The organism is Gordonibacter sp. Marseille-P4307 (assembly GCF_900604965.1).
Classification (GTDB): domain Bacteria; phylum Actinomycetota; class Coriobacteriia; order Coriobacteriales; family Eggerthellaceae; genus Berryella.
Genome location: NZ_UWPD01000001.1, coordinates 42,802 through 68,776, shown reverse-complemented (window position 1 = coordinate 68,776; position 25,975 = coordinate 42,802). Strand labels below are relative to the sequence as shown.

Here is a 25,975-nt window from a genome sequence, read left to right as displayed (position 1 = left end):
TTGGGGCGGCTCCTTCCCGTATAAGGAGCTGACATGCACGAATTAGGGATCATGTCGGGTGTTTTGGATGCGGTGAACGCATCGGCGGAATCCGCCGGGGCATTGAAGGTCACGAGGATCGATCTATCCATCGGCGAGATGACCGAGGCGATCGACGATGCGCTGGAATTCGCTTTCGAGGCGCTATCCGAAGGCACGCTGAGCGCCGGCGCCGAATTGGTGCTGCACAAAGTGTCGCCCAGAAGCGTATGCTTGGACTGCGGGGAGGAATTCGACCACGATCGCTTTCACCGAGCCTGCCCGCGATGCGAAAGCTACTCGACCGATCTCGTAGCCGGGCGCGAACTGCGCATCGATTCCATTGAAGTCGATCTGCCCGACGATGAGGCGGCCGATGCGGGCGGTTCTGCGAAGGAGGAACCATGCAGATAGATCTGAAGCAACCGATCCTGGACAAAAACGACGCGCTTGCCGCCGAGCTGCGAAAGCGCTTCGACGAGAACCGCGTTTACGTCCTGAATCTTCTAGCCAGCCCCGGGTCGGGCAAGACCTCGACCATTCTGGCCACCATCGATGCACTGCGCGACGAGTTCAACATCGCCGTCATCGAGGGCGACATCGCCAGCAGCGTCGATGCTGAAAAAATCAAGAATCAGGGGATTCCCGCCGTTCAGATCAACACCGGCGGCGCCTGCCATCTGGAAAGCGCCATGCTCAAGCGCGCAATCGACGTGCTCGACCTGTCCCGCCTCGACCTCATCATCATCGAGAACGTGGGAAACCTCGTCTGCCCGACCGATTTCTACTTGGGCGAGAACAGCAAGGTTATGATCCTGTCGGTTCCCGAGGGGCACGACAAGCCCCTGAAGTATCCCGGTGTGTTCCAGGCTTCCGATGCGGTGATTCTCAACAAGGTAGACACGCTTTCCGTGTTCGATTTCGATCGCGAGGCGTTCGAGGCCTCTGTGCGAGAGCTGAACCCGGCCGCGCCCATATTCCCCATCGCCGCCACCAAAGGCGACGGGGTTGAGGCGTGGGCTCAGTACCTAGCCGAGAAGATTTGCAGCGTTTAGGCCCGTTGCGGGAGAGGTTGGCGGCATGGAGGTTCGGGAGAAGTACGAACGCTGCGTGGCGGCGTTGGGGGATTGCGCTTTCCGCGCCGGGTTTTCGGAAGCGGTGATCGGCCTTTCCGGCGGCATCGATTCGAGTGTGGCCGCAGTTATGGCGTGCGATGCCCTCGGAGCCGAAAACGTTCACGGCGTGCTGCTTCCCGGGCCGTACTCGTCCGACCATTCCGTATCCGATGCGCTGACTCTTGCCGAGGGGTTGGGAATTGATGCGCGCATTCTTCCCATAACGGGTCCGTTCGAGGCGTTCTCCGATCTTTTGACCGATGCCTGCGGGGGTTCGTTTTCGGGACTCGCCTCCGAGAACACCCAGGCGCGCTGCCGCATGGTGGCGCTCATGGCGCTATCGAACCGCTACGGTTGGATGCTGGTGAACACCGGCAACAAGAGCGAGGCTCTTATGGGCTATTCCACGCTGTATGGCGATACGGCCGGAGCGTTCGCCCCCCTGGGGGGGCTGTACAAAACCGATGTGTACGCGGTTGGCCGCTACCGCAATCAAGTTGGGCTGCAGACGGCCTCGCGTCCGGTCATTCCCGAAAGCGTGTTCTTAAAGCCGCCTTCGGCCGAGTTGGCCGAAGGCCAGCACGACGAAGACAGCCTGGGGCTTCCCTATGCGCGCCTCGATTCCTTCCTCGAGCGCGTCTACGAGCGCGGCGAGGTTCCAAAGCGGGCCGCCAAGGCCGAAAATATACCCATCGAGCAGGCGGAACAGCTGATAGAGAGAGTTAAGCGCAACGAGTTCAAACGGGCGTGCGAACCTTCGTTCCCCGCCGATCGCTTTTACGATTAGCAAACGTATCGCAAGATTGCTAAAAATCGGTTGCGTTCGCAAGGCGGGGTGCTATAGTAGCTGTTGTCTTGGCACTCGGTTATTTTGAGTGCTAAACCTTAGAGGTTCCGCCGCAACGCGGGGCCGCTTGATTTTCGGTAGTACATCCATGAAAGGAAGGCGCTGAATATGGGTTTGAAGCCGCTGGGCGATCGCGTGATCGTCAAGGTAGACGAAGCTGAGGCTACCACCGCATCCGGACTGTACCTGGCAAGCGAGGCCAAGGAAAAGCCCCAGACCGGCACGGTTGTCGCTGTGGGCGAGGGCCGCGTCGACAACGACGGCAACCTTGTCAAGGTTCCCGTGTCTGTGGGCGACAAGGTCATCTACGGCAAGTTCGGCGGTACCGAGGTTCACTACGGTGGCGAGGACGTCCTCATCCTCCGCGCTGACGACATCTATGCTGTCTGCGAATAGCCTTAGCCTGAACCGAGACCTCACCGAATCATTCTGAAAGGAACGATCATCATGGCAAAAGATATCCTGTTCGAGTCCGAGGCGCGCGGCTCTCTCGCGTCCGGCGTGAAGAAGCTTGCCGACACCGTCAAGGTGACGCTTGGCCCCAAGGGCCGCTACGTCGCCATCGAGAAGAGCTACGGCGCTCCCCTCATCACCAACGACGGCGTGACGGTTGCGCGCGAGATCGAGCTCGAGAACCCCGTTGAGAACATGGGCGCCCAGCTCATTCGCGAGGCCGCTGTGAAGACCAACGACGTTGCGGGCGACGGCACCACCACCGCCACCGTCCTTGCCGACGTCATCGTCAGCGAGGGCCTGCGCAACGTCACCGCCGGCGCCGATGCCCTGGGCATCCGCCGCGGCATCCAGAAGGCCACCAACGCCGTGGTCGAGGCCATCAAGGCCGACTCCACCGCGGTTTCCACCCAGGAGCAGATCGCCAACGTCGGTACGATTTCGGCAGGCGACGCCGAGATCGGCTCCAAGATCGCCGAGGCTATGAACGCGGTCGGCAAAGACGGTGCTATCTCGGTCGAGGAGAGCCAGACCTTCGGCATCGAGATGGACATCGTCGAGGGCATGCAGTACGAGCGCGGCTACATCTCGCCCTACATGGCTACCGACATGGAGCGCATGGAGGCCAACCTGAACGAGCCTTACATTCTGCTGACCGACCAGAAGGTCAACAGCATCCAGGAGATCGTTCCTTTGCTCGAGGGCATCATGAAGTCGGGTCGCTCCCTGCTTATCGTTGCCGAAGACGTCGAGGGCGAGGCTTTGGCCACGCTGCTTCTGAACAAGCTACGCGGCACCCTCAGCGTCGCGGCCATCAAGGCCCCCGGCTTCGGCGATCGCCGCAAGCGCATCCTCGAGGACATCGCCGTGGTTACCGGCGGTCAGGTTATCGACAAGGACTTCGGCATGAGCCTGTCCGAGGCGACCATGGACATGCTGGGCACCGCCAAGTCCGTGAAGGTCACCAAGGAGCGCACGCTCATCGTCGACGGCGCCGGCGACAAGAAGGCCATCCAGGATCGCATCGCCATCATCAAGTCCGATCTCACCCGTGCGGACTCCGACTTCGATCGCGAGAAGCTGCAGGAGCGCCTTGCCAAGCTGTCCGGCGGCGTGGCCGTTCTCAAGGTGGGCGCTGCGACCGAGCCCGAGCTCAAGGAGACCAAGAGCCGCATCGAAGACGCCCTTCAGGCTACCCGTGCCGCTGTCGAAGAGGGAATCGTCGCTGGCGGTGGCGTTGCCCTGGTTCACGCTCTTTCCGCGCTCGATGCCGTTCAGGCCGTCGATAAGGACGAGGAAGTGGGCGTCAACATCATCCGCAAGGCTCTCGAGGCTCCGATGCGCGCCATCGCCCAGAACGCCGGTTTCGAGGGAAGCGTTGTAGTCGAGCGTGTGAAGGCCCTTCCCAAGGGTGAAGGCCTTAACTGCGCCAATGGCGAGTACGGCAACATGATCGAGATGGGCGTCAACGACCCCGTCAAGGTTACGCGCACCGCTCTCGAGTCCGCTGCCTCCGTGGCCGCTCTCATCCTCATCACCGAGGCTACCGTCAACGAGATCCCCAAGGATCCCGAGCCGATGCCTGCTGCCCCCGGCGGCATGGGCGGTATGGGCGGTATGATGTAAGAACACCGCAAAGCCCTTTTGCGATACGAGGCCGCGCCGGAAGCGATTCCGGCGCGGCTTTTTTGTCAGAGAATCGAGCCGTCTATCTGGATGCACGGAGGGCGTCTGTGGTCTTGCCGAGCAGAGCTGGATAATTGACGAGCTGCATTGACCAAAGCGCACGGCTCCGCTACCATGGCTACTTGCGCATTGCGACTTTGAGGGCCGTTAGCTCAGTTGGTAGAGCAGGGGACTTTTAATCCCAAGGTCGGGGGTTCGAGTCCCCCACGGCCCACCACCTTCTTTTCATCGGGCTGGTTTTCAGTCGTCCATGCTCCGCCCGAACGCTTTGCGGCTTTCGGTTGCGGCGTTTACGTCAGATGCGCGGAACTGGGCCATCGTCCAGCGGCAGGACTCTGGTTTTTGGTACCAGCTACCAAGGTTCGAATCCTTGTGGCCCAGCCAAGATCGTTTATCCGCCCTTCGGGGCGGATTTTTTATTCCGTTTTCCGCTTCTTCGCTTCGAACCGTCTCACCTGTTTTAAATGACCGGATTGAAATTACCAGTCTTTAGGCGATTTCAAATATCGTCTGCCCTCGTAGAGTCCTTTTTGCCGAGGGGCCGCGAACGCAGCTTCGTTGAAAGGGAAAAACATGGAAGAAAGCAAGCAGAATGGTTTGAGTCGCCGAGATCTGTTCAGGTTCGGTGGGATGGCTGCTGTGGGGATGATGGCGGGCGCGAGCGCCTTTGCGGGATGAGCTTCGAAGGGAAAAGGTTCGTCGGGATCTGGAAGCGAGGCCTCGCAAAAAGTCTCATCATGGCGCAACGTTCCCGATCCGATTACCGATATCGATTCCGAAAAAGACTACGATCTCGTGATCTCGGGAGCGGGTAACGGCGGTCTGGTGGCCGCGATAGTGTGGAACCGCGCCGTGGTCGGCGACGATTGCAAACGGGGGGCCGATCTCAACAATGCGATGTTTCTCCCGGCCAGTCAGCCGTTTCTGCGCGTGAATGCGCGTGGGGAGCGTTTCATGAACGAGGATTCCACCTATCCTGAGATTTTCGCGCAAGGCCAGCACCAACCCGGCGGGTATAGTTGGCGGGTTTCGATTCGACGTATTGGGACGATATCGTGAGGTTCGATGCGGGCGGATGCTCGCGTCTGGCACCGGCACCCGTCGGATCGGCTTTCAATGCCGATGTGTACGATCTTGAAGCGCTCACGAAAGAGCACCTGGACTCGTTTTGGTTCGAGCCCGTTTTGGCCGATGGCACTATGAAGAAGTGCGACACCATCGAAGAGCTTGCCGATGCCATGGTGTTTGGCGACAAGGAGAAAAAGACGTTCCTCGCTTCGGTGAAGCGCTACAGGGCCTGAGCGGTGATTTTCGTGTAAAACGTGCAGAATAGCCAGGCGAGCAGCAGCCCCTCATCCGATGTAGTGCAGGGGAATTCTGGTTCGCTTGATCATCGTGGCCTTTCCTCTCGGTGTCGTTCTCGCTATTGTATGCGAATACGCATTCGAGGCAGATGCCGTCAAAGAAGGGCTTCGCATCGGGGGTCGCAAGGTGCACATGCCTACATGTCTGAAGAAGGCGCTGTTTTTTCGGTGCGCGGTTTCGCGCATTTTGAGCGAAAGGTATCCGAGATGGTTGACGGGATGTTTGCCCGATGACGGTCGTACGCATGAAAGATCTGTCCGATGGAGGGTTGCGCCTGTACTCGGGAATGACCGATGGCCAGCTGAGGAGGGGCGAAGGGTTGGGGCCCGATTTGGGAAACGGAGCGTTCATCGCCGAGTCGCTCCGAGTGATTGAACGCGCGCTCGACGCCGGGGTGAGGCCCATCTCGCTTTTCGTGGAAGAGCACTGGTTCGAGCATGAACGATCCGTGATCGAACGGGTCGAAGCCGATTATCCCGAAGTTGCCGTATATGTTGCCAGCAACGGTCAGTTTCGCGAGTTGACCGGATACGAAGTGACGCGCGGGGCTCTTGCCGCCTTCGAGCGCCCGCCGTCTGTCCGTCTTGACGAGGTGCTGGAGGGTGCGCGGCGCGTCGCCATTCTGGAAGATGTGACCAACTACGCGAACATGGGATCGCTGTTTCGGTCGGCCGCGGCGTTGGGGATCGATGCGGTGTTGGTGTCGCCCTCCTGCCACGACCCCTTCTACCGCCGTTGTGCGCGAGTGAGCATGGGGGCGGTTTTCCAGGTGCCGTGGACGCGCATCGACGCTCCGCGCGAATGGGCTCCTGCGACCGTGCCGCTTCTGCATGATTTGGGGTTCACGGTGATGGCGATGGCTTTGCGCGACGATGCGGTTTCCCTCGGCTCCTGTGCGGCGCAGGCGGGCGAGCGCGTGGCTTTGGTGCTGGGCACAGAGGGCGACGGGCTGTTCGGCAGTACGATCGAGGCGTGCGATCGCACGGTGGTCATTCCCATGGCGCACGAGGTCGATTCGTTAAACGTCGCGGTTGCGGGGGCCATTGCGTTTTGGGAGCTGTGTCGATAGAGCGAGGGCCCGCCCGTCGCGTCCCCGTCCTCGCAAGTCCCGCTGCTAAAATGGGGGTCATGCGGATACTGCGACCTGTTTGCCCTCACATGCTCAGGCGGTCGCTTGTTGGAAGGAGCCCACGTGCTCAACGAGATCTACCACGCCCTCGATCCGGTTGCGTTCAACCTCGGGCCCTTGCCGGTTCGGTGGTACGGGCTGGCCTATATTCTGGGGTTCGCCTGCGCCGGCTTGATGATTGCGCGCACGTCGAGGCGCTGGCGGCTGAGAATCGACGAGGATGCCCTGACCACCATCGTGCTCTGCGTCGTGGTCGGCGTCATCGTCGGAGCCCGTCTGGGATACGTGCTGTTTTACGGCGATGGGGACTACCTTGCGAATCCGCTTGAAATCCTGGCGCTCAACCACGGCGGCATGAGCTTTCACGGGGGGTTGCTGGGAGCCCTGGCTGCCGGAGCGGTAGCGGCCAAGCTTACCGGCATCCCGTATCTGACGCTAGCCGATCTCGGGGCCATCGGCGCTCCGATCGGTCTGTTCTTCGGGCGATGCGCGAACTTCATAAACGGCGAGCTGTGGGGCGCGACAACCGATGCTTTTTGGGGTGTGAGCTTCGGCGGCCCCGCGGGCGACGTCATGCGCCATCCCACCCAGCTCTATGAAGCGTCTCTTGAAGGGCTGCTGCTATTCGCGCTGATGTTCGCGCTGTCACGCAGAACGCCGCCTCGGCCCCGCGGTACGTTTCTCGGGGTATTTCTCGTCGTGTACGGCATCGCGCGGTTCATGGTTGAATTCGTTCGGCAGCCCGATATTCAGCTGGGCTATCTGTACGGTGGATGGCTCACTATGGGTCAGGTGCTTTCCACTCCGCTTATCGCAGCGGGCGCGGCGGTGCTGGCGTTTTCCCTCGTAAGGAAACTTCCCCAGCGGGGATTGCCGACTTTGCGCGATGAGGGCGCGTCAGGTTCTGGAAAACGATAAGCCCATCGCTCCTAACGACGGCGGATGGCGTCGAGACGATCCTCTGGTCGAGGTTTGCAGCCAGCTGCCGATAAGCTTGTTAATGCTGCGTTAAATGGGAAGTAAGCTTAAAGGGCGCACGACCCGTCGGATATGATGAAAACTCGCTCTCGTTTTCACTGCGGGTGGATGAAATCGCAGCTCCGTGCGGTGTTGGCCGGCTTGTCCGCAGGTATGGGAACGTTTCGGGCGCTCGAGCCTTTCCGCAACGGAACGGCTGCAATCGCCGAGCATTCCGCTGCGCGATGAGATCATGGACGGGATCGTTCCGACACGTTTTCTTGAGGGGGGAATGTGAGCAGGTTGTCAATCTCTCCGCAGTCTGTCGCCGATGCGAAGCTGGAAAGCTATCTGCTTGACTTTCAGCGGCGTATCGAGACTGCTCCGCCGGGGATGTGCCCGGTTCATCTCCATCTGACCATGCTCGAATCGAGCGGCGCCCAGACGTGCGGCAAGTGCGTTCCCTGTCGCGACGGTATTCCGGCATTGGCGGAAAAGGTTCGCCGCGTGGCCGAATGCCGAGCCGATGCGTCCGAACTCGATGATATCCGTGCGTTGGCCGAGATGATCCGCGACACCTCCGACTGCGCTATCGGGTACAACGCCGCCGAGGTATTCCTGAGGGGCATGGATGCGTTCGCTGACGAATACGCCTCCCACGTCGAGAGGGGGTGCTGCGGGCCGCGCATCGAGCAGAAGGTGCCGTGCGAGGCTTTGTGTCCCGCTCATGTGAACGTTCCCGGATACATCGCGCTTGTCGCTGAAGGAGACAACGCCGGTGCGGTGAACATGGTGCGCAAGGACAACCCGTTTCCGACGGCCTGCGCTTTAGTGTGCGAGCATCCCTGCGAGATTCGCTGCCGCCGCCGCATCATCGACGCCCCCATCAACATTCGCGGCATCAAGAAGTACGCGGTGGACAACGCTCCGTGCGATACCGTGCCCACCCCTCCGCAAAACGTTTCCACAGGTAGGCGCGTGGCCGTTATCGGCGGGGGTCCCGGGGGAATGACGTGCGCCTATTTCGCCGCGCTTATGGGACACAGCGTCACGGTGTTCGAGGGGCGCAAGCAGCTGGGCGGCATGATGCGCTACGGTATCCCGGCGTATCGGTTCCCGCGCGAGCGCCTTGACGAAGATATACGCGGCATCCTGGCGCTGAGCGGCATCGAGGTCGAATATGAGCATCAGGTGGATGCTGCGGAAATGCGGCGCATCGCCGACGCATTCGATGCCGTGTTCGTCGCCATCGGGGCCCAGGTGGGCAAAACGCTCGACCTTCCGGGCATCGATGCGCAGGGCGTTTCGTCGGCTGTCGCCATGCTCGAGCGCATCGGAGACGGCGACTATCCCGATTACACGGGCAAGCGCGTGGCCGTTATCGGGGGCGGCAACGTCGCCATGGACTGCGCGCGCACCGCGGTGCGCTGCGGCGCCTCCGAGGTGTCGGTGGTGTACCGTCGCCGCCGCGAGGACATGACGGCGCTCGAGGCCGAGGTCGAAGCCGCGGCGAACGAGGGCGTAGAGCTTATGATGCTCGAGGCTCCGCTCGAGATCGAGGTCGATGCCCAGGGTCGCTGCACGGCGCTTATCACGCAGCCCCAGATGATCAGTCTGGTGCGCGGTGGACGCCCCGCGCCGGTGAATGCGAACAGACCCGCCAACCGCATCGAGGCCGACGTCGTTTTGGTCGCAGTCGGGCAGGATATTGTCAGCACCCCCTTCGAAGAGTTCGGCATGACCGCCAATCGAGGTCGTCTGGCGGCAGACGAGTTCCTGAGCGCAGCGGGCGTCGAAGGGGTGTTCGTCGGCGGAGACTGCCAAACCGGTCCCGCCACCATCATCAAGGCGATCGGGGCTGGGAAGGTGGCTGCGCGCAACATCGATCATTACCTGGGTTACAACCACACGCTCGACCCCGGCGTGACGGCTCCCGAGGCCAAGCCGAACGATCGGCGTCCCACCGGTCGGATCAACATTGCCGAACGTCCCGCCCGCGAACGCAAGCGCGATTTCGAGGGCGTGGAATTGGAGATCTCGCGCGAAGAGGTGCTGCAGGAATGCGGTCGCTGCCTTCGCTGCGATCACTTCGGATGCGGAACGCAGAAGGGAGGTCGTATTCAGTATGTGTAAGGTGACGATCGATGGGATCGAAGTCGAAGCAGCCGAGGGGGCCACGATCCTCGAGGCCGCTCCTTTGGCGCGCGCGTTCGTTCCCACGCTGTGCTTCCTGAAGGGGTTGAACAATCTCGGTTCGTGCCGCCTGTGCTCGGTTGAGATCGAAGGTCGCCCGAATCTGGTGCCGGCCTGCAACACCAAGGTTTCGGACGGCATGGTGATCGACACCAAGTCCGATCGGGTGCAGCGGTACCGTCGAATGGCGATGGAGCTCATCTTGTCCGACTACCGTCCCGATCCGCTGCGCGATCCGGATAATGCGGGACGCACGCAGCTCGAGCGCGTGGCGAAGATGGTGGGTGTCGATGCATCCCGTTTCAGCCAGCCCGATTCTTCTGTCGTGCGCGAACCTTTGGTCGAAAGCAATCCGTTTCTGTCGTTCGATCCCAATATCTGCATTCGCTGCCAACGTTGCGTGGCGGCCTGCAACGAGGGTGCGCACAACCACATTCTGGGTACCGTTCATCGCGGGACGCGCGCAACCATCGATGCGCCGTTCGGCCCCGATTGGAACGCGAACACCTGCGAGTCGTGCGGCTGCTGTGCGGCCGCGTGTCCGACGGGCGCGATTTCCCAGAAGCGCACCAGAAGCTACTCGCTCAAAGATGTCAAGCGCGTGCGCACGACGTGTCCGCATTGCGCGGTGGGCTGCCAATTCAACTTCATGGTGAAAGACGGGCGCATCGTGGATACCGAAGCGCTTGACGGGCCGTCCAACAAGGGGCTGCTCTGCGTGAAGGGCCGCTCTGCCAGCTTCGACTTCGTCACGTCGCCCGATCGCGTGTCCACGCCGCTTATCAAAAACCGGGAAACCGGCGAATTCGAATCTGCGACGTGGGATGAAGCGCTTGACCTGGTTGCGACCAAGATGATGCGTATCCGCGACGAGTTCGGAGGAGACGCCATCGCGTCGTTCGCGTGTTCGCGTTCCACCAACGAAGACGTGTACATGCTGCAGAAGATGACGCGCACGGTGTTCAAAACGAACAACGTCGATAGCTGCGCTCGTGTTTGACACGCTCCCACCGTTGCCGGTCTGGCAACCACACTCGGTTCGGGAGCGATGACGAACTCCATTTCCGATATCACGACGAATGCCGAAGTCATCATGATGGTCGGCACCAACGTCGAAGAGGCGCATCCTGTGTTCGGCATGCAGGTGCGCGGCGCGGTCGAGCGCGGTGCGCGGTTGATCGTGGTTGATCCCCGCAGCATCGAACTGGCGTCGAAGGCCGACGTCCATCTTAAGTTGCGTCCGGGCACCAACGTGGCGTTCGCCAACGGCATGACGCATCTTCTTATCCGAGAAGGTTTGGCTGACGAGGCGTTCATCGCCCAACGCACCGAGAACTTCGAGGAGCTGAAGCGGGTCGTGGCCGACTACACGCCCGAAAGGGTGGCCGCGATATGCGGCATCGATGCGGACGACCTGATTCAGGCGGCGCGGCTGTACGGCAGCGTCGATCGGGCGGCCATCATGTACTGTCTGGGCGTCACCGAGCACTCCACCGGTACTGCCGGCGTGGTGTCGCTTTCCAACCTGGCTATGGCCGCGGGTAAGATCGGCCGTCCGGGTTGCGGCGTGAATCCGGTTCGCGGGCAGAACAACGTCCAGGGTGCTTGCGACATGGGGGCCAATCCGGGCGATTTTCCCGGCTACCAGAAATTCTCGACGCCGGGCGTGTTCGAGAAGTTCGAGGCGGCCTGGGGCGTCGAGCTTAACCGCAAACAGGGCCGCTTCGCCACCGAAGAGTTCCCTGCAGCCGTTTCGGGAGAGCTGAAGGCCATGTACATCATGGGCGAGGATCCCGTGCGCACCGATCCGGACACCCATCATGTGATCAAGGCCCTCCAGTCCCTCGATTTCTTGGTGGTGCAGGAGCTGTTCATCACCGAAACGGCGAAATACGCCGATGTCATCCTTCCCGGTCGCAGCTACGCCGAGAAGGAGGGTACGTTCACCAATACCGAGCGCCGCATCCAGCGCGTGCGCAAGGCCGTCGAGGGCGTGGAAGGAACGCGGCTTGACACGGATATCATGATCGACATCATGAACCGCATGGGCTATTCGCAGCCGTATCTGACGGCGGCTCAGATCATGGACGAGGTCGCTTCGGTCGATCCGCATTACGCTGGCGTGTCGCATGAGCGTTTGGATAGCCGTGCGTACCGTAACAGCGGGTTGCAGTGGCCGTGTACGTCGTTCGAGCACGAGGGAACGCCGTATCTGCACAAAGGCGTGTTCACGCGCGGTCTGGGTCTGTTCAAACCCGAGCAGTACCAGCCCTCGGTCGAGCTGCCCGACAACCAGTACCCGCTCGTTCTGATGACGGGGCGCGTGCTTCACCAGTACAACGCCTGCGCTATGACGGGGAGAACCGAGGGCATCGGACAGATCGGCGAAAGGTCGTTTATCGAGATGAACGATGTTGATGCGGATCGTTTGGGGATCGCCGACGGAGACCGGGTGGCGGTTTCGTCGCGTCGCGGGCGCATCGAGTCCACGGCCCGCGTGTCGGGCAAGACGAATCCCGGCCAGACCTGGATGCCCTTCCACTTCCAGGACGGCAACGCCAACTGGCTGACTATCGCAGCGCTCGATTCGGTTGCCAAGGCGCCCGAATACAAGGTGTGCGCCGTCAAGGTGGAAAAGCTGGCGGTATAGATCCTACGCGGGGCGGCAGTCGGGAGAATCGGCTGCCGCCCTGTTTTTCAGCAGGGTGCCCACCAGCTTCCTGTAATCCTTCGCCCAGCTGCTGCCCTTCAGGAAGACGGCCAGCAGGGGATGCGATAGCCGGAAGCCCTCGCCGCCGACTTCGCGGATGGATCCCCGGGCGATCTGCTCGGAAACGAGGTCCCGGTACATCAGCGAAACGCCCTTTCCGCGTTCGAGCAGCCGGATGATCGTCGTTTGGTCGCCGATCTCGATGACGCGCTTGAAATCCTGTATCCGGTAGCCGTTGCCCGCAAGCCAGCTTTCCAGGATGGCCCGCGTCCCCGATCCTTTCTCGCGCACGAACAGGGGCATGCTCAGCATCTGCCGGATGCTTTCGGGCTCGTCCTCGCTCGCTCCCATCACGGTGCGAAGCTCGGCCACGCCCAGGTCCACGAAGCCGAACGCCGACCTGTCGACGTTTCCCTCGACCAGCGCGAAGTCGATGTCGCCTTCGCCGATGCGCCGCAGCAGAGATTCGGTGTTTGATACTCGGACGGTGAAGCGCCTTTTCTGCCTCATGAGTCCGACGAGGAGATCGGGGAGAAGGAACTGGCTGATGGAAAGCGTTGCGCCGATATGCAGGGGAGTTTCGGCCCTTTTGCGCAGACCTTCCACGAACTTGCAGCCGTCGATGGACAGGCGTGTGTAGTACCCGACGAGGTCGCGACCGGCGCGGGTGAGCTCGATCGTCCTTCCCCCACGCTCGACCAGAGGTATGCCGAGATCGCCCTCGAGGGATTTGATCTGCTGGGAGACGGCTGGCTGACTTATGAACAGCTGTTGTGCCGCTGCGGTGTAGGATCCGGTTCGGGCTACGTTCAGCAGCGTCTCAAGTCGGTAGTCGAACAGCGGGTTCATAGTCCTCCTATAAATAAGAATTTGCACAACCTCGTTTATCTTAATATTAATTTATGGGTTTGGCGTGCTAGGGTTGCAGGCGAAGGAGATGATGAAGTGAACGAAGTGAAGAAGACGATTCTGTCGCCAAGGTTTCTGGCGGCATGCCTTGCAACGTTGGCCTGCTCGTGCCTGGGGTCGTTTCTTGCGGGCCTTCCGTATCTGTCCATTGTCGGAGCCCTGGTTCTGTCGCTGGTATTGGGTATGGCGTTTCAGATGTGGCGCAGGGCGGTGGACTACGCCAGTAGCGGAATCGGCTTCATATCGAACAAGTTCCTCAGGTTCGGCATCATCCTTCTGGGCTTCAAGCTGAACCTTGCGATGCTGGCCGAAGCGGGCGTCAAGTCGATGGCCCTGTCCTGTTTGGTGGTGTCGCTTACCATCCTCGCCGCCTACAACATCGCACGGCGATTCGGGGTGGAGCGGCGCTTGGCCGTTCTCACCGCATCGGGCACGGGGATCTGCGGGGCCGCAGCCGTCATGGGCATCGCCTCGCAGGTGGCCGACGGGGACGAGAACGCGAAGCGCTTCGCCGAGGACAAGGTGGTCGCGGTTGCCATCGTGGCGCTGCTGGGGACCTTGTTCACGCTGATCGAAGTGTTCGCGTACCCGCTGCTCGGAATGGACCCGCACCAGTTCGGCGTGCTTGCCGGCGGGTCTCTGCACGAGATCGCGCATGCGGTTGCGGCAGGTAGCGCGGCCGGCCCGGACGGCTTAGACGTCGCGATCGTCACCAAGCTCTCCCGCGTGCTGCTGCTGGTCCCCGTGGCGCTCGTCGTGGGCGTGTGGTACCGCAAAAAGGAGGGGGTCGGCGATGCGCCCGGGCGCCGGGTGCCCGTTCCCTGGTTCATGCTGGGTTTCGTCGCGACCAGCATCATAGGGACGTTCGCCCCCCTGGGGCAGGAGACGCTGGATTTTCTCGTAAAGCTGAGCTATCTGACGCTCGGGATGGCGATGGCCGCTTTGGGCATGTCGGTGAATTTCAGGGTCCTGTTCTCCCGCGGCCGCAATGCGCTCGCCGCTGCGCTGATTGCATCGTTCGGGCTGTTCGCGTTCGTTCTGTTCGCGGCGAGGACCTTCTTCTAGAGAAACGGTTTTCCGCGCTGATCGGCAGGTCTCCCGGAAAACAATCCACTACCAAACCGCGAGGTCGTATCCGTCTGTTGTATGCTGTCCCGGTCAGGTGTTTCGTCGATAGGAGTCCATCGTGGCGTTAGAGCGTTTCTTCGCAGACGGGCGGCGCTTTAGGAGGTTCGCCGTTGCGGTTCTTGCCGCATCGGCTCTGCTGCCCCTTTCGTGCGCTTTTGCCGTCGATGCGCACGAAGGGTCGCCTGGTGAACCCGTGCTTGACGAACCGATGGAATCGGTTGGGATATCTTCGCCAGGTTTCACAGCGCCATCCGCTGGCGATCCGGCGCAGGCGGGCTCATCCCAGATCGAAGTCCTCTCTCCGGAGGGGCCCCTTTCCGAAAGCGCGGCCGCTTCTGCGCAGGCAGCAGATGCGTCTTCGAGCGATGCAGCCGCTTCCGACAAGCAATCAAGCGCATCTGATGGGGCGCCCGTCGAGCACGGGGCTCGTTTAGAATCCGATGACGCGTCCCTTGTGGGTGATGAAAGGGCGGCGTCGAAGAGGGGCTCGGTCGGGTCCTCTGCGGCGCTCGAGCTCGAAGCGGGCGAGGGCCGTTCGGCATCTGGTCCGAGTGGGTTCTGGAAGCGTACGGGAAGCTCGTGGAGTTATCTGGATGCGCTTTCGGGGCGCCCGCGCGTCGGTTTGTTTCGGCCCGATGGGTCCTGCTTGTGGTACTTCTCCGATGCCCAGGGGAACGTGAGGACGGGCTGGATCGATCACGGTGGACAGCGCTACTTCGCCAATCCCGAGGGCGATCTGGTTTCGGGTTTCCACAGCATCTCCGGCACCTGGTACTATTTCGATTCGAGCAAGGAGGGCGGCCCGCTTGTGCGAGCGGGCGAGTTTTCGGCGTTCGGCCACAAGCGCATGGCCCAAGCGGATGGGTCCGTCGTCCACGGATCGTGGGCGGGGACAGACGACCGGTCGTTCTGGTCGAACGACAAGGGCCGCATCGAGGGCCCCTTGTCATTTGTGCGCAGCGGCAATCGATATCTGCGCGACGGATCGGGTCGCGTGCTGTCGGGATGGACGCGCATCGCCGATCGGTACTACTACGCGAACCCGCAGCGCGGTGGTGCGCTTGCCCGGAACTTCGTAACGGTCGGCTCCGGACGCTACTATTGCGATCCGAAGACGGGCGTGATGCGGACCGGATGGCTCTCCATCGGGGGCAGGCGATATCTAACCGACGGGGGAGGGCTGATCCTCACCGGGTTCCAGAACGACCGCGGTACGTGGTATTACTTCGATGGCGACGGCGCGATGCAAACCGGTTGGGTGCGCCATGAGGGCCATGATTACTACCTGTTCGACAACGGCGTTCTTGCGACCGATACGAGCATCAGGGTGTCGGATGGAACCTACTGGTACGTCGATAGCGAGGGAAAGCACAACAGGCAGGCCGGCATCGATCGGATCCTGAAGACCGCGCGCTCCCTTCTAGGGGTCCCTTATGTCTGGCTGGGCGTCTACCCGAAAGACGGCGGGATGGACTGCGCGTCGTTTACCTGGTACCTCTACAAGCAGATCGGGATAGATATCGGCTTTGAGACCTACGACCAGCGCTTCAGCGGGGTGAAGGTCGACTCGGCGCAGCCGGGAGACATCGTCCTCATGTACTACGGTGGCTGGCCCAAATACGACAAAACCCTGCCCGAACACGTGGTACTCTACGCAGGGGACAGCTACATCTACGAAGAGCCCGACTTCGGCGGGCACTGCCAATACGTGACGCTGGCGTCGAAGCGGGCATGGCCCGTTACGATTCGCCGAATCCTAAGCTAGGCAGTCGTCGTTCGATCGAGAAGGAGTGGCTTAATGGGCGATCGAAGTGCATTCGGACGGATCGGCGCGGTTTGTGGTGTGGCGGTGGTGCTGATAGGCGCGTTGATAGTCGTCTCTTTGGGATCGGCTTCTTCGGCGTGGGCGGTTGATTCGACTGCCAAGTCCGAGGACGGCTCGATCACGCTCCATCGGCTGTGGGGCGACATCGCGCTCGACACCATGAGGGAGATATCCCGGCAGGCGTTCCCAGGCGCGTCGAGCAATGCGGTGCTGGTCACTTCGGGCGGATACTGGGATGCGCTCTCAGCTTCGTCGTTGGCAGGCGCCCTCGATGCTCCGGTTATCATGACCGATACCGACAGCCTAAGCCCTCAGGCGCTTTCGGAGATCAAGCGATTGAAGGTTGGGAGCGTGTACATCTGCGGAGGCACCGCCGCAGTGAGTCGCGCGACTGAAAGCCAGCTGAAGTCCGCCGTTCCCGGCATTACGATCCATCGTGCAAGCGGGCCTGACGCCGTAGGCACGTCCATCGACTGCGCGGGCAAGACGCGTAGCGTTCAGAAGCAGAAGGGCGAAGCCGCATCCGATACGTGCATCATCGCGACGGTGGACGGGTACTGGGATGCGCTGTCCGCCTCCCCGCTGTCGTATGCGACCGGGGCTCCGATTTTCCTGTCAAGCGAAAGCGGACTTTCAAACGAAGCGCTTGCGGCCATCGGCAAGGGCGGTTACCGCAAAGCGCTCGTATGCGGCGGGACGGCGGCTTTGTCGGACAACGTCGAAGTCCAGCTTAAAAAGGTTGGCGTGACGGAGGTGACGCGTCAGGCGGGGGAGGACGCCTACGTTACCAGCGCCCGTGTGGCCGGCTTCAGCATGCGCAACGCGAACATGATGGTTGACGGCATGGGCGTCGCGACGGCTCACGGTTACTGGGATGCGGTGGCGGGCGCCGCTCTGTGCGGTTCGCGCAATTCCGTGCTGGTCCTCGCCGATGACGGGTACACCGATGCTCTTGATACGACGTTTTTCAGCCATCGCGACCTGATCGGATCGGTGTACGTATTCGGGGGTTCCGCCGCCGTCGGAGACTCGGTGTGGAATCTCATGAAACAGGATCACAAGTACTGATCAAGTTCATTCGGAAGCGCAAGGTCCATGAGACCGTGTCTGTATGGAGGAGCGTAGCTGTGGGTTTTGCGGGATGGGTGGTCGGTCGTTCTCCTCGAGTGGTTTTGACGGGCGTCGGGATGTTGCTGTGTCTGTCGACGGGAAGTGCGCTTGCTTACGCCGATTCGCTCGATCTCGGGCATATCGGAGAAAGCGTCAGCGTCCCGTCCGGATGGCGGATCCGAGAAGCGATCGGGGTGGACGTTCGATAGGTCGGCTTGGCGCTACTTCGATCCCGTGACGCACGAGGCGGCCACGGGCCTGTTCAAGCCCGTTGGGTCGTCGCTGTGGTATCACGCCGACTCGGCAGGTGCGTTATCGACGGGATGGGTCGATCAGGGCGGTGATCGTTATTACGCCAATCCCGAAGGAGACCTCGTGTCCGGCTTCAGGAACATCCGAGGCGTTTGGTACTTCTTCGACCCGTCAAAGCGGGGAGGCCCCCTCGTCAAGGGGACGGTGTTCAAGTATGCGGGAGATACGCATTCCGCGGACTCCAAGGGAGCGGTTGCTCACGATCGGTTCGCGAGCGTTTCCGGTTGCGATCGGTGGGCCGATCGGGCCGGCCACCTTTCTTCCGAGCGATTCGTCTCGGAGCGAGGCAGCCGCTTTATCCTGAAGGAAAACGGCTCGCGCGCGCTCGGATGGGTGAGGGTTTCCGATAAAACGTACTACGCGGACCCGAACAGCGGCGGATCGCTGGCGGGCGGGGCGTATCGCATCGGAGAGGACCGCTACTCGTTCGATCCCGCATCGAACCAGTTGGTGACGGGATGGAACACGCTGGGCGGCAAGCGCTGCTACTCCATGTCCTCGGGCGTGATCATCGTCGAGTCGGCTCGGGCGTTCTCCGATCCCGTTTCCGCCTCATGGGCGTGGAACGGAGGGAGCAGAACCGTCGGTTCGCTGCTCGGATTCTCGTGGGAAACCCTCGTCCATCATCTCGTTTCCCGCCAGGGTGATTACCTCGGCACCGAGTACAAGTACGACTGGCCGTCTCCGACCACGTACCGTACGGGCCCCTGGTGGTCGGATGGAAAGCACTCGTACGAGTCCCATTCGTTCAACGGGTATTCGGGTTACGGTATGAACTGCGCGGGGTTTTTGGCGCGGCTGTACTGCGACCTTGGTGCAGAGAACAGCTCGTTTATGCAATCGTGGTGGGATTCGCACCGATGGCATTGGGCTAATTCGAGCACGTTGCGGGATACGCTCGTTTCGTTCGGGGCGAAGTACTACGTTTTCGATTCCGAAAGCAAGATGTACGCGTCGGGCGTTCTGGAGCGAGGGGACATCATCCAGCTCAAGAGCAGGAGCGGCCGAGACGATCATGTCGCGATGTTTTGGGGGGACACCTCGCATCAGGACAAGGTGTGGCATTCGATCTTCTACAACGGGGTGAACGGCACCGGGGAGAATATGGTGTCGCGCTTGACGGGGAAGGGCACCACGGCGCTGTACTACGTCATCAAGTTCTCGTAGCGCACCGGTCAGCGACGGGCTTCCCGCCGCGCGCCGGGCGCCCATCTTCGCGAAATCAGATCAGGCGGAATCCCACTGCCGACACGACGAGCGCGAGGGCGAGGGCGGCGGCTACGTCGCGGATGAAATGGACCCCTCCTAAAACGCGCGCCGCGGCCACGGCGACGGTTGCGCCCCAGGCGGCAGCGCCCCAGGAGGGATCGACCCACGCGATTGCGCAGGCGATGACGGCCGCGCTGAACACATGGCGGCTGGGAAGCGACTTGCCGGCCGTCTTCTTCTCGATAAGTGGCTCGATGTCGAACAGCTCGTAGGGCCGTGGCGCGTTCAGCGCGGCGCGGATCGCGGTACAGATCGCCAAACCGGCAGCGGGGACGAGGGCGAACCGCATCCAACGGCCGTCTCCTCCCAGCAGCATGTGGCACAGCTCAAACGCATAGCCGCCGGCGATGAGGCACACGAGGCCTTTGTCCAGCAGGTTGAGGGCCCGTCCCGCGCGGGGGATGCGCCTTAGGGCGCTCGATATGTCGCGGTAGAATCGTTCGTACATAGAACCCATGATACATGAGCGCCCCTGCAGTGCCTTCGCTGCATCCGCGGAGGTTCGTCGTGTGGAGGTGCGCTTCGCCGCTCGCTTCGTACGGCAGATGTGTTATCATGTGCAGGCTTGTCTTCGACTTGGTCGGAAACCAAGTCCTCGAAAAGGAGAACCTCTATGAAACCTGATATCCATCCCGAGTACGTCGAGTGCACCGTTACGTGCAGCTGCGGCAACACGTTCAAGACCCGTGCTACCAAGCCCGAGATCCGTGTTGAAATCTGCAATGCGTGCCACCCGTTCTACACCGGGCAGCAGAAGTTCGTCGATACCGGCGGACGCGTTCAGCGCTTCGCCGATAAGTTCGGCTCCGCCAAGGACACCGTTGCCGCGCGCGAGGAAGAGCGCAAGGCCAAGCGCGCCGCCGAAGTAGCCGCCGCCGAGGAGAAGCGCAAGGCCGAGCGCGAGGCGAAGGCCGCCGAGAAGGCCAAGCGCGCCGAGGAGTACGCCAAGAAGGCCGCTGAGGAAGCCGAGAAGGCCGCCGCCGAGGCTGAGAAGGCCGCTGCCGAAGCTCCCGCCGAGGCCGAAGCTCCCGAGGCTGCTGCTCCCGAGTCTGCCGAAGCGGCCGAAGAGGCTGCTGCTCCCGAGTCTGCCGAATAGCACGGCTGCAAATCAGGTTCAAACGAAAAAGCGCCCGGGCAACCCGGGCGCTTTTTCATGCTCGAATCGATCGTTTTCCTGCGATGACGGCTATCCGACAGGGCCGTTTTCATCCCCCTGCTTGTCCCAAGAGATAAACGCCCAGACGACATTGCGAACGTTTTTGGTGCGCAAGGGCTTTTCCCCATCCTTGCCGTTGGGAACGATGTGCTCGGCCAGCCACGGCTCCAGCAGCTCGAAGGCGCGTTCGACCGATACGCCGCTCGCTTCTTGCGCAGCCGATTCGATCATTCCACCGAACAGCTTGCGCGCTTCCTCGACGGTGTCGAAGGTGTCGTAGCGGATGCTGGGGATGTAGGCCACTTCGGGGCATATTCCGCGGGAGGCCAGGATATTGAAGGTGTAGAGGAAATCGTGTCCCAGGTGCCGCCCCAGCCCGACCGCTTCGACGAAACTGCGGTCGATGCGTGGAGATGATCCGCAGGGCACGGTGATGCACACGCGTCGGCGCGCCACCGCGTCGAGCTTCATCAGGGCCGCTTCGAGGTCGTTGGTTGCAATCGAGCGGCTTGCGATGGCGATGTCGGCGCAGCGGGGTTTCACACCGAAGCGTTCCCAGTCGTCTTCCCAGCTCATTTTCATTACCTGGACGTCCGGGCCAAGGGAGGAGCCGTCCGATCCGGGGATGTCGGCGAGATCCTTCAGCATGACGTTCAGCATGCCACTGGAAAAATCGGCGGCGATCACGGGGTGCCCCGCCTCGACGAGAGGGACGCTCAGCACCCCCGTTCCGCATCCCATGTCGAATACGGTTTCGCCCTCCCGTATGCCGGCAAGCTCTAGGAATCGCCGAACGTAGCCGCTCTGGGATCCATGCGCGGTGGGGAAGGTGGCCGCGCGCTCGTCCCATGTCTCGGCGCTCGAGGCCTGTGCGCGCCCGGCCTGGAGCGAGCGCCATTCGTCGTTCCAGTCGGTGGTCGTCAGCAGGGGGTGGGATCGATCTGTCATGTATGCTCCTTGCGGGGTCGTGCATGTGCGGAAAACGCAGGGACGTCTTGCGACGAGCGCGATCGCGGTGCGATTCGCTGCATGCGGTTGCAGTTGTTTTACAGCCTTGCCTCTGCGTTCGGCGGGCGTCGTCGCTTGCGTACTATACTAATTGTTCCGCGCCGTCTGGGCGGGCGGGATCGGCTTATTGATTCCGTCATGGCTGAAAGAGAGGCATCCATGCAAGTCGAGCTGCTGTACCATACTCCCGATCCCGAACGGGCCATCGCCACCGCCGCGCGCCTGTGCTATGCACCGGTCGGCGCATCCGAGCTGATGGAGTCGATGTCGGAGGAGCGCATGTACAGCGTGCTGAAGACCATCATGGGCTCGGGGCACTTTTCCACGCTCGAGCATGCCAGCTACACCTTTGCCATCGACGGGGTGTCGCGTGCGCTTACCCATCAGCTGGTGCGCCACCGTCTTGCCAGCTACAACCAGCAAAGCCAGCGCTATGTGAAGTTCGAGGACGGGTTCGACGCGGTGAAACCCGAAACCATCGCCGAACGACCCGAGGTATCGGCCGAGTTCGACCGCATTATCGCCGATATCGAGAAAACCTATCAGCGTTTCCTCCAGGCGGGCGTCCCGGCCGAAGATGCGCGCTACCTGCTTCCCAATGCAGCCGAGACCAAGATAGTCGTGACTATGAACGTGCGCGAACTGCTGCATTTCTTCACGCATCGCTGCTGTTTGCGTGCCCAATGGGAGATTCGCGAGCTGGCTGGTCGCATGCTCGACCTTGCGCGCCCCACCGCTCCCTACATCTTTATGGACGCGGGTGCCAGCTGCGTGCGTGGTCGCTGCTCCGAGGGGAAGATGACCTGTGGAAAACCCTTCCCGCGTGTGAAGCGAGACTAATGCGGAGGGTTGCGGCTTTCGATTCGCTCGGTTACGCTGCCCTCGTTTTCAACCGAATGCGAAAGGAAGCCGATGTCCACGGAAAACGAGCCTCGTAAAAGCGATCTGTCTCGTGCGTTTACCGAAGACGGCGCTTTGAAAACCCACGTGGGCGGTCAGGCCCTGCTTGAGGGCGTCATGATGCGCGGCAAGCTGAACTGGGCGGTTGCCGTACGAGAACCGCAGGGTTCGATCTACACCGAAGAGCACGACCTTGCCGGCGGCAGAAAAAGGGGCCGCTGGCTGCACTGGCCCGTCGTTCGCGGCGTGCGCGCTTTCGTCGAGTCGATCGCCTTGGGGTACAAGGCCCTTCAGATCGCTGCGGCTCACGCGTTTCTCGATGACGAAGCCGACGAGCAGCCGTCCGATCGGCCTGCATCCGATCCGAGCGACGGAGAATCGGAAGTCGTCGCGCAGCCGAGCCCTTTGCTGGGGGATCGCGAGGTGGCCGTGTCGATGATCGCAGGGCTTCTGGTCGGCATCGTGCTGTTCATGGCGGTCCCGGCGTTTCTCACGAACCTGCTTGTGGGCGAGTACGATCGCAACACGCTTGCCTGGAACGTGGTCGATGGCGTTTTGCGCGTCGCCGTTTTCGTATTCTATATCTGGCTGATCGGGCGCATGAAGGATACGAAGCGCATGTTCGGTTACCACGGGGCCGAACACAAAGCCATCCACTGCTTTGAGCACGGGCTTCCTCTCACGCCCGAGAACGCCCGTCGCTTCCCCCGTCTTCACGTTCGCTGCGGGACGGCGTTTCTCATCATGGTGATGCTGGTCGCCATCGTGGTGTATACCGTCACGCCCATCAACTCCCTTATCGCCGCCTGGGGCGTTCCCGACGGCCCCGCGAAGCTGGCGCTGGTCATTGCGGTGCGTATCCTCTTCATGCCGGTCATTGCCGGCATATCGTACGAGATCACGGTTAAATGGGCGGGATCCCGACCCGACAACCCCCTGGTCAGGGTTATTCTCTGGCCGGGTTTGCAAATGCAGTACCTCACGACGCGCGAACCCGACGACGGTCAGATCGAGTGCGCTATCGAGGCGATGCGCCTCGTGCTCGATCGCGAGCGCGCTGAGGGGGCTGCGGTCGGAAGCGAGGCATAAGCCGGGCTGTCGGATTTGGAGAGTCTGCAGGTTGGGTTTTGGTTGGAACCTCGCTTGCTGCTATCGTGTATCCTATCGCAGTGCCGCCTTCTATCGCAGCGGTACCCCGCAGGTACGAGCCTGCGCTTGAACGCCCCGCACGTAAAAACTAAGCAAGGGCTTTCGTGCGAATAGCGATGCTGCCGTGCGCAGCATGAGAGAGGATGCCGTATGAAACTCGTGGTCACCGAGAAAAACGACGCAGCTCAGAAGATCGCCGATCTGCTTGGTGCGTCTAAGCCGACCAAGGACAAGGTGTTCTCGACACCGGTTTACCGCTTCACCGTCGATGGGGAGGAATGGGTCACCATCGGTCTTCGCGGGCACATTCTCGAACCCGATTTCACTCCCACGCTGGTATACAAAAAGTCAAAAGGCTGGCAGGGTGTGACCGTCGATGGCGAGACCGTCGCCGCGCAGGTTCCCTCCGATCTCGATAGGCCGCCGTACAAAACGAAGCGCAAGCCCTTCCTTGCCGACGGCATCGAGCTGAAGTCGTGGAAGATGGACGCCTTGCCGTACCTGGTGTACGCGCCTATCGAGAAGCTTCCCAAGGAAAAAGACATCATCCGCTCTCTGAAGAACCTGGCGAAGAAGTGCGACTCGGTTATCATCGCCACCGACTTCGACCGCGAGGGCGAGCTTATCGGGTCGGATGCCCTCAGCTGTATCCAGGAGGTCAATCCCACCGCTCCGGTCAGCCGCGCCCGGTATTCCGCGTTTACCAAAGAGGAGATCGCGCAGGCGTTCTCCAATCTGGTGCAGCTCGATACCAACCTTGCTTCGGCTGGCGCCTCGCGTCAGGATATCGATCTTATCTGGGGCGCGGTGCTCACGCGCTATCTCACGCTGGTGAAGTTCGCGGGCTACGGAAACGTTCGCTCGTCGGGACGCGTCCAGACGCCCACGCTTGCCCTCATCGTGGCAAAAGAGCGCGAGCGCATGGCGTTCGTCCCTGAGGATTACTGGGTTATCCAAGGGTCGTTCGGCTCGGACGGATCCGAGTTCACCGCTCCGCACGCAACGGCTCGCTTCAAGATCGAAGCCGAGGCGAGCGCGGTTATGGAGCGCGTGGAGAAAGCGGGAAGCGCAACGGTGGCCGCCGTCGAAAGCAAGAAGCGCACGGTGCGCCCGCCCGCTCCGTTCAACACCACCAGCCTGATGGCCGCCGCCGCCGCCGAGGGCATCAGCCCGGCGCGCACCATGCGCATCGCCGAAAGCCTCTACATGGACGGCTACATCTCGTATCCGCGCGTCGACAACACGGTTTACCCGTCATCCCTGAGCTTGGAGGAAACGGTGCGCACCATCGCCGGAAATCCCGCGTACGCCGAGTACTGCGAGATCCTTCTGAAGAAGGGGAAGCTGGTGGCAACCCGGGGAAAGCAGGAGACCACCGACCATCCGCCTATCTATCCCACGTCCAAGGCTACCCCCGACGACATGCCGGCGGCGAATTACAAGCTGTACAACCTCATAGCCCGGCGTTTTCTGGCGACGCTTTCCGAAGCCGCCGTCATAGAGGGAACCAAGGTGTCGCTTGACGTGGCCGGCGAGGTCTTTTCTGCACGCGGCGACGTTCTGGTGAAACCGGGCTTTCGCGCCATCTATCCTTACGGGCTGAAAAAAGACGAGCAGCTGCCCGCGCTCGCGGTGGGCGGTACCGTGGTATTCAACGGCGCCACGTGCACGAAGAAGCAGACCGAACCGCCCGCGCGCTATTCGCAGGGACGGCTCATCCAGGAGATGGAGAAGCTGGGCCTGGGAACGAAGTCGACCCGCCATGCCATCATCGAGCGCCTGTACAACGTGAAGTACATTCAAAACGATCCGATCGAGCCGTCTCAGCTGGGCATGGCGGTATGCGATGCGCTGGACAAGTACGCCCCCCACATCACGCATCCCGAGATGACGGCCGAGCTCGAGCAGGAGATGAACAACATCGCCGAGGGCAAGACCACCAAGGGCGATGTGGTGCTGGATTCACGCAACCGCCTGGCAAGTCAGCTGCAGGCGCTTCTTCCCAAAGCCGAAGAGGTCAAGGAAGCCCTTGCGGATGCGGTGGCGGCCGACGCATATGTGGGAACATGCCCGAAATGCGGGAAAGATCTGCAGATACGCGCTTCCCAGAAAACCAAGTCGATGTTCATCGGCTGCTCGGGCTGGCCTGACTGCGATGTTACCTACCCGCTTCCCAAGGGCAAGATCGAATCGGTTCCCGAACTGTGCCCGACCTGCAGCATGCCCCAGGTGAAGGTGACGGCGTTCCGCTCGAAGCCCCGTGTAGTGTGCATCGATCCGAACTGCGCTACCAATCAAGAGCCCGACGTGGTGGTGGGCCAGTGCCCGACATGCAAGGCCGCCGGAAAAGCGGCCAAGCTCGTTGCCCAGCGCAACCCGCGCACGCTCAAGAGGTTCATCCGTTGTGAGAACTACGAGGAATGCGAGACAAGCTACCCGCTTCCGCAGTACGGTAACCTCACGGCAACCGAAGAGGTCTGCGAGCACTGCGGCGCGCCCCTGGTGATCGTCACCACGGCGCGCGGCCCGTGGAAGCTCTGCCCGAACTTCGACTGCCCGGGCAAGCAGAAGGACGGCGAAGATGGAAAGGCCGCCGGTCGCGGCCGATCGGCCAAGAAGGCGTCGGCACCGAAGAAATCCGCGCCGAAAAAGCCGGCGAAGCGGTCTGCGTCGAAGAAATCCTCGGCGAACGCCGCGGCTGAAAGCGAATCTGCGGAATAACAGGCAAGAGAGACG

Annotated in this window: 21 protein-coding genes and 2 tRNA genes; 20 read left to right on the top strand and 3 right to left on the bottom strand. The window is 61.6% G+C overall.

The annotated features are described in order from the left end of the window. Window positions 1-33 precede the first annotated feature (33 nt). The 12 genes from hypA to fdhF all read left to right on the top strand — a co-directional run bounded on the left by hypA (window position 34) and on the right by fdhF (window position 12,413). Window positions 34-432 (top strand): hydrogenase maturation nickel metallochaperone HypA, encoded by a 399-nt coding sequence (gene hypA, locus EIH26_RS00310; protein ID WP_124060240.1) that lies wholly within the window; start codon window positions 34-36, stop codon window positions 430-432. Then, a complete protein-coding gene (gene hypB / locus EIH26_RS00305) occupies window positions 423-1,073 on the top strand; it encodes a hydrogenase nickel incorporation protein HypB (protein WP_124060239.1) in 651 nt (216 codons plus the stop codon). The genes hypA and hypB overlap by 10 nt, the downstream gene beginning before the upstream one ends. 25 nt (window positions 1,074-1,098) lie before the next feature. Beyond that, window positions 1,099-1,920, top strand: coding sequence for an NAD(+) synthase (nadE, locus tag EIH26_RS00300; RefSeq protein WP_124060238.1), 822 nt, complete (start codon window positions 1,099-1,101; stop codon window positions 1,918-1,920). Window positions 1,921-2,088: 168 nt separating this feature from the next. Then, the gene (groES, locus tag EIH26_RS00295) at window positions 2,089-2,376 is read left to right on the top strand and encodes a co-chaperone GroES (protein WP_124060237.1); all 288 of its coding nucleotides are present in this window, start codon (window positions 2,089-2,091) and stop codon (window positions 2,374-2,376) included. Between the two features lie 51 nt (window positions 2,377-2,427). Continuing rightward, window positions 2,428-4,059, top strand: coding sequence for a chaperonin GroEL (gene groL / locus EIH26_RS00290; protein ID WP_124060236.1), 1,632 nt, complete (start codon window positions 2,428-2,430; stop codon window positions 4,057-4,059). Between the two features lie 201 nt (window positions 4,060-4,260). After that, window positions 4,261-4,336 (top strand) — tRNA-Lys (locus EIH26_RS00285). A gap of 93 nt (window positions 4,337-4,429) precedes the next feature. Beyond that, window positions 4,430-4,503 (top strand) — tRNA-Gln (locus EIH26_RS00280). Window positions 4,504-5,138: 635 nt separating this feature from the next. Continuing rightward, the gene (locus tag EIH26_RS00275; RefSeq protein WP_124060235.1) at window positions 5,139-5,420 is read left to right on the top strand and encodes a hypothetical protein; all 282 of its coding nucleotides are present in this window, start codon (window positions 5,139-5,141) and stop codon (window positions 5,418-5,420) included. 293 nt (window positions 5,421-5,713) lie between these two features. Beyond that, window positions 5,714-6,553, top strand: coding sequence for an RNA methyltransferase (locus tag EIH26_RS00270; protein WP_124060234.1), 840 nt, complete (start codon window positions 5,714-5,716; stop codon window positions 6,551-6,553). Window positions 6,554-6,676: 123 nt separating this feature from the next. Then, a complete protein-coding gene (gene lgt / locus EIH26_RS00265) occupies window positions 6,677-7,531 on the top strand; it encodes a prolipoprotein diacylglyceryl transferase (protein ID WP_124060233.1) in 855 nt (284 codons plus the stop codon). Between the two features lie 333 nt (window positions 7,532-7,864). Further along, complete coding sequence (locus EIH26_RS00260) at window positions 7,865-9,703, top strand: NAD(P)-binding protein (RefSeq protein ID WP_124060232.1); 1,839 nt, start codon at window positions 7,865-7,867, stop codon at window positions 9,701-9,703. Next, window positions 9,696-12,413 carry a formate dehydrogenase subunit alpha gene (gene fdhF, locus EIH26_RS00255; protein ID WP_124060231.1) on the top strand — a complete coding sequence of 906 codons (2,718 nt, stop codon included), beginning with the start codon at window positions 9,696-9,698 and terminating at the stop codon, window positions 12,411-12,413. The genes EIH26_RS00260 and fdhF overlap by 8 nt, the downstream gene beginning before the upstream one ends. Before the next feature lie 3 nt (window positions 12,414-12,416). Here fdhF and EIH26_RS00250 read toward each other — a convergent pair whose 3' ends face one another. Next, a complete protein-coding gene (locus tag EIH26_RS00250) occupies window positions 12,417-13,322 on the bottom strand; it encodes a LysR family transcriptional regulator (RefSeq protein WP_124060230.1) in 906 nt (301 codons plus the stop codon). 96 nt (window positions 13,323-13,418) lie between these two features. On the opposite strand from EIH26_RS00250, the gene EIH26_RS00245 reads away from it, so the two are divergent. The 4 genes from EIH26_RS00245 (at window position 13,419) to EIH26_RS00230 (ending at window position 18,924) form a co-directional block, all read left to right on the top strand. Then, the gene (locus EIH26_RS00245) at window positions 13,419-14,447 is read left to right on the top strand and encodes a YeiH family protein (protein WP_206424643.1); all 1,029 of its coding nucleotides are present in this window, start codon (window positions 13,419-13,421) and stop codon (window positions 14,445-14,447) included. Window positions 14,448-14,568: 121 nt separating this feature from the next. Next, window positions 14,569-16,275 (top strand): NlpC/P60 family protein, encoded by a 1,707-nt coding sequence (locus EIH26_RS00240; protein ID WP_124060229.1) that lies wholly within the window; start codon window positions 14,569-14,571, stop codon window positions 16,273-16,275. A 33-nt stretch (window positions 16,276-16,308) separates the two neighbouring features. Continuing rightward, complete coding sequence (locus tag EIH26_RS00235; protein ID WP_124060228.1) at window positions 16,309-17,403, top strand: cell wall-binding repeat-containing protein; 1,095 nt, start codon at window positions 16,309-16,311, stop codon at window positions 17,401-17,403. Between the two features lie 150 nt (window positions 17,404-17,553). Next, complete coding sequence (locus EIH26_RS00230; protein ID WP_164470928.1) at window positions 17,554-18,924, top strand: N-acetylmuramoyl-L-alanine amidase family protein; 1,371 nt, start codon at window positions 17,554-17,556, stop codon at window positions 18,922-18,924. Between the two features lie 55 nt (window positions 18,925-18,979). Here the strand turns inward: EIH26_RS00230 and EIH26_RS00225 are convergent, their stop codons facing one another. Continuing rightward, window positions 18,980-19,483, bottom strand: coding sequence for a phosphatase PAP2 family protein (locus tag EIH26_RS00225; protein WP_124060226.1), 504 nt, complete (start codon window positions 19,481-19,483; stop codon window positions 18,980-18,982). Window positions 19,484-19,639: 156 nt separating this feature from the next. On the opposite strand from EIH26_RS00225, the gene rpmE reads away from it, so the two are divergent. Then, window positions 19,640-20,122, top strand: coding sequence for a 50S ribosomal protein L31 (gene rpmE, locus EIH26_RS00220; protein WP_124060225.1), 483 nt, complete (start codon window positions 19,640-19,642; stop codon window positions 20,120-20,122). 90 nt (window positions 20,123-20,212) lie between these two features. Here the strand turns inward: rpmE and EIH26_RS00215 are convergent, their stop codons facing one another. Further along, the gene (locus EIH26_RS00215) at window positions 20,213-21,130 is read right to left on the bottom strand and encodes a class I SAM-dependent methyltransferase (RefSeq protein ID WP_124060224.1); all 918 of its coding nucleotides are present in this window, start codon (window positions 21,128-21,130) and stop codon (window positions 20,213-20,215) included. 219 nt (window positions 21,131-21,349) lie between these two features. Between EIH26_RS00215 and thyX the strand changes: the two genes are divergently transcribed. The 3 genes from thyX (at window position 21,350) to EIH26_RS00200 (ending at window position 25,960) form a co-directional block, all read left to right on the top strand. After that, window positions 21,350-22,030: an FAD-dependent thymidylate synthase gene (gene thyX / locus EIH26_RS00210; RefSeq protein ID WP_124060223.1), complete on the top strand. Its 681-nt coding sequence runs from the start codon at window positions 21,350-21,352 to the stop codon at window positions 22,028-22,030. Between the two features lie 72 nt (window positions 22,031-22,102). After that, entirely contained in the window at window positions 22,103-23,179 is a 1,077-nt protein-coding gene (locus tag EIH26_RS00205) for a DUF1385 domain-containing protein (protein ID WP_124060222.1), read from the top strand. A gap of 210 nt (window positions 23,180-23,389) precedes the next feature. After that, window positions 23,390-25,960, top strand: a complete 2,571-nt coding sequence (locus tag EIH26_RS00200) for a DNA topoisomerase I (protein ID WP_124060221.1) — start codon at window positions 23,390-23,392, stop codon at window positions 25,958-25,960. Window positions 25,961-25,975: the final 15 nt, after the last annotated feature.

Bases quoted from the DNA above. Each gene is read 5' to 3' on its own strand.
- hypB (WP_124060239.1), top strand. From the start codon at position 423: ATGCAGATAGATCTGAAGCAACCGATCCTGGACAAAAACGACGCGCTT.
- groES (WP_124060237.1), top strand. From the start codon at position 2,089: ATGGGTTTGAAGCCGCTGGGCGATCGCGTGATCGTCAAGGTAGACGAA.
- EIH26_RS00250 (WP_124060230.1), bottom strand. From the start codon at position 13,322: ATGAACCCGCTGTTCGACTACCGACTTGAGACGCTGCTGAACGTAGCC.
- EIH26_RS00270 (WP_124060234.1), top strand. From the start codon at position 5,714: ATGACGGTCGTACGCATGAAAGATCTGTCCGATGGAGGGTTGCGCCTG.
- EIH26_RS00215 (WP_124060224.1), bottom strand. From the start codon at position 21,130: ATGACAGATCGATCCCACCCCCTGCTGACGACCACCGACTGGAACGAC.
- EIH26_RS00205 (WP_124060222.1), top strand. From the start codon at position 22,103: ATGTCCACGGAAAACGAGCCTCGTAAAAGCGATCTGTCTCGTGCGTTT.
- EIH26_RS00235 (WP_124060228.1), top strand. From the start codon at position 16,309: ATGGGCGATCGAAGTGCATTCGGACGGATCGGCGCGGTTTGTGGTGTG.
- rpmE (WP_124060225.1), top strand. From the start codon at position 19,640: ATGAAACCTGATATCCATCCCGAGTACGTCGAGTGCACCGTTACGTGC.
- thyX (WP_124060223.1), top strand. From the start codon at position 21,350: ATGCAAGTCGAGCTGCTGTACCATACTCCCGATCCCGAACGGGCCATC.
- groL (WP_124060236.1), top strand. From the start codon at position 2,428: ATGGCAAAAGATATCCTGTTCGAGTCCGAGGCGCGCGGCTCTCTCGCG.
- nadE (WP_124060238.1), top strand. From the start codon at position 1,099: ATGGAGGTTCGGGAGAAGTACGAACGCTGCGTGGCGGCGTTGGGGGAT.
- EIH26_RS00200 (WP_124060221.1), top strand. From the start codon at position 23,390: ATGAAACTCGTGGTCACCGAGAAAAACGACGCAGCTCAGAAGATCGCC.
- EIH26_RS00225 (WP_124060226.1), bottom strand. From the start codon at position 19,483: ATGGGTTCTATGTACGAACGATTCTACCGCGACATATCGAGCGCCCTA.
- hypA (WP_124060240.1), top strand. From the start codon at position 34: ATGCACGAATTAGGGATCATGTCGGGTGTTTTGGATGCGGTGAACGCA.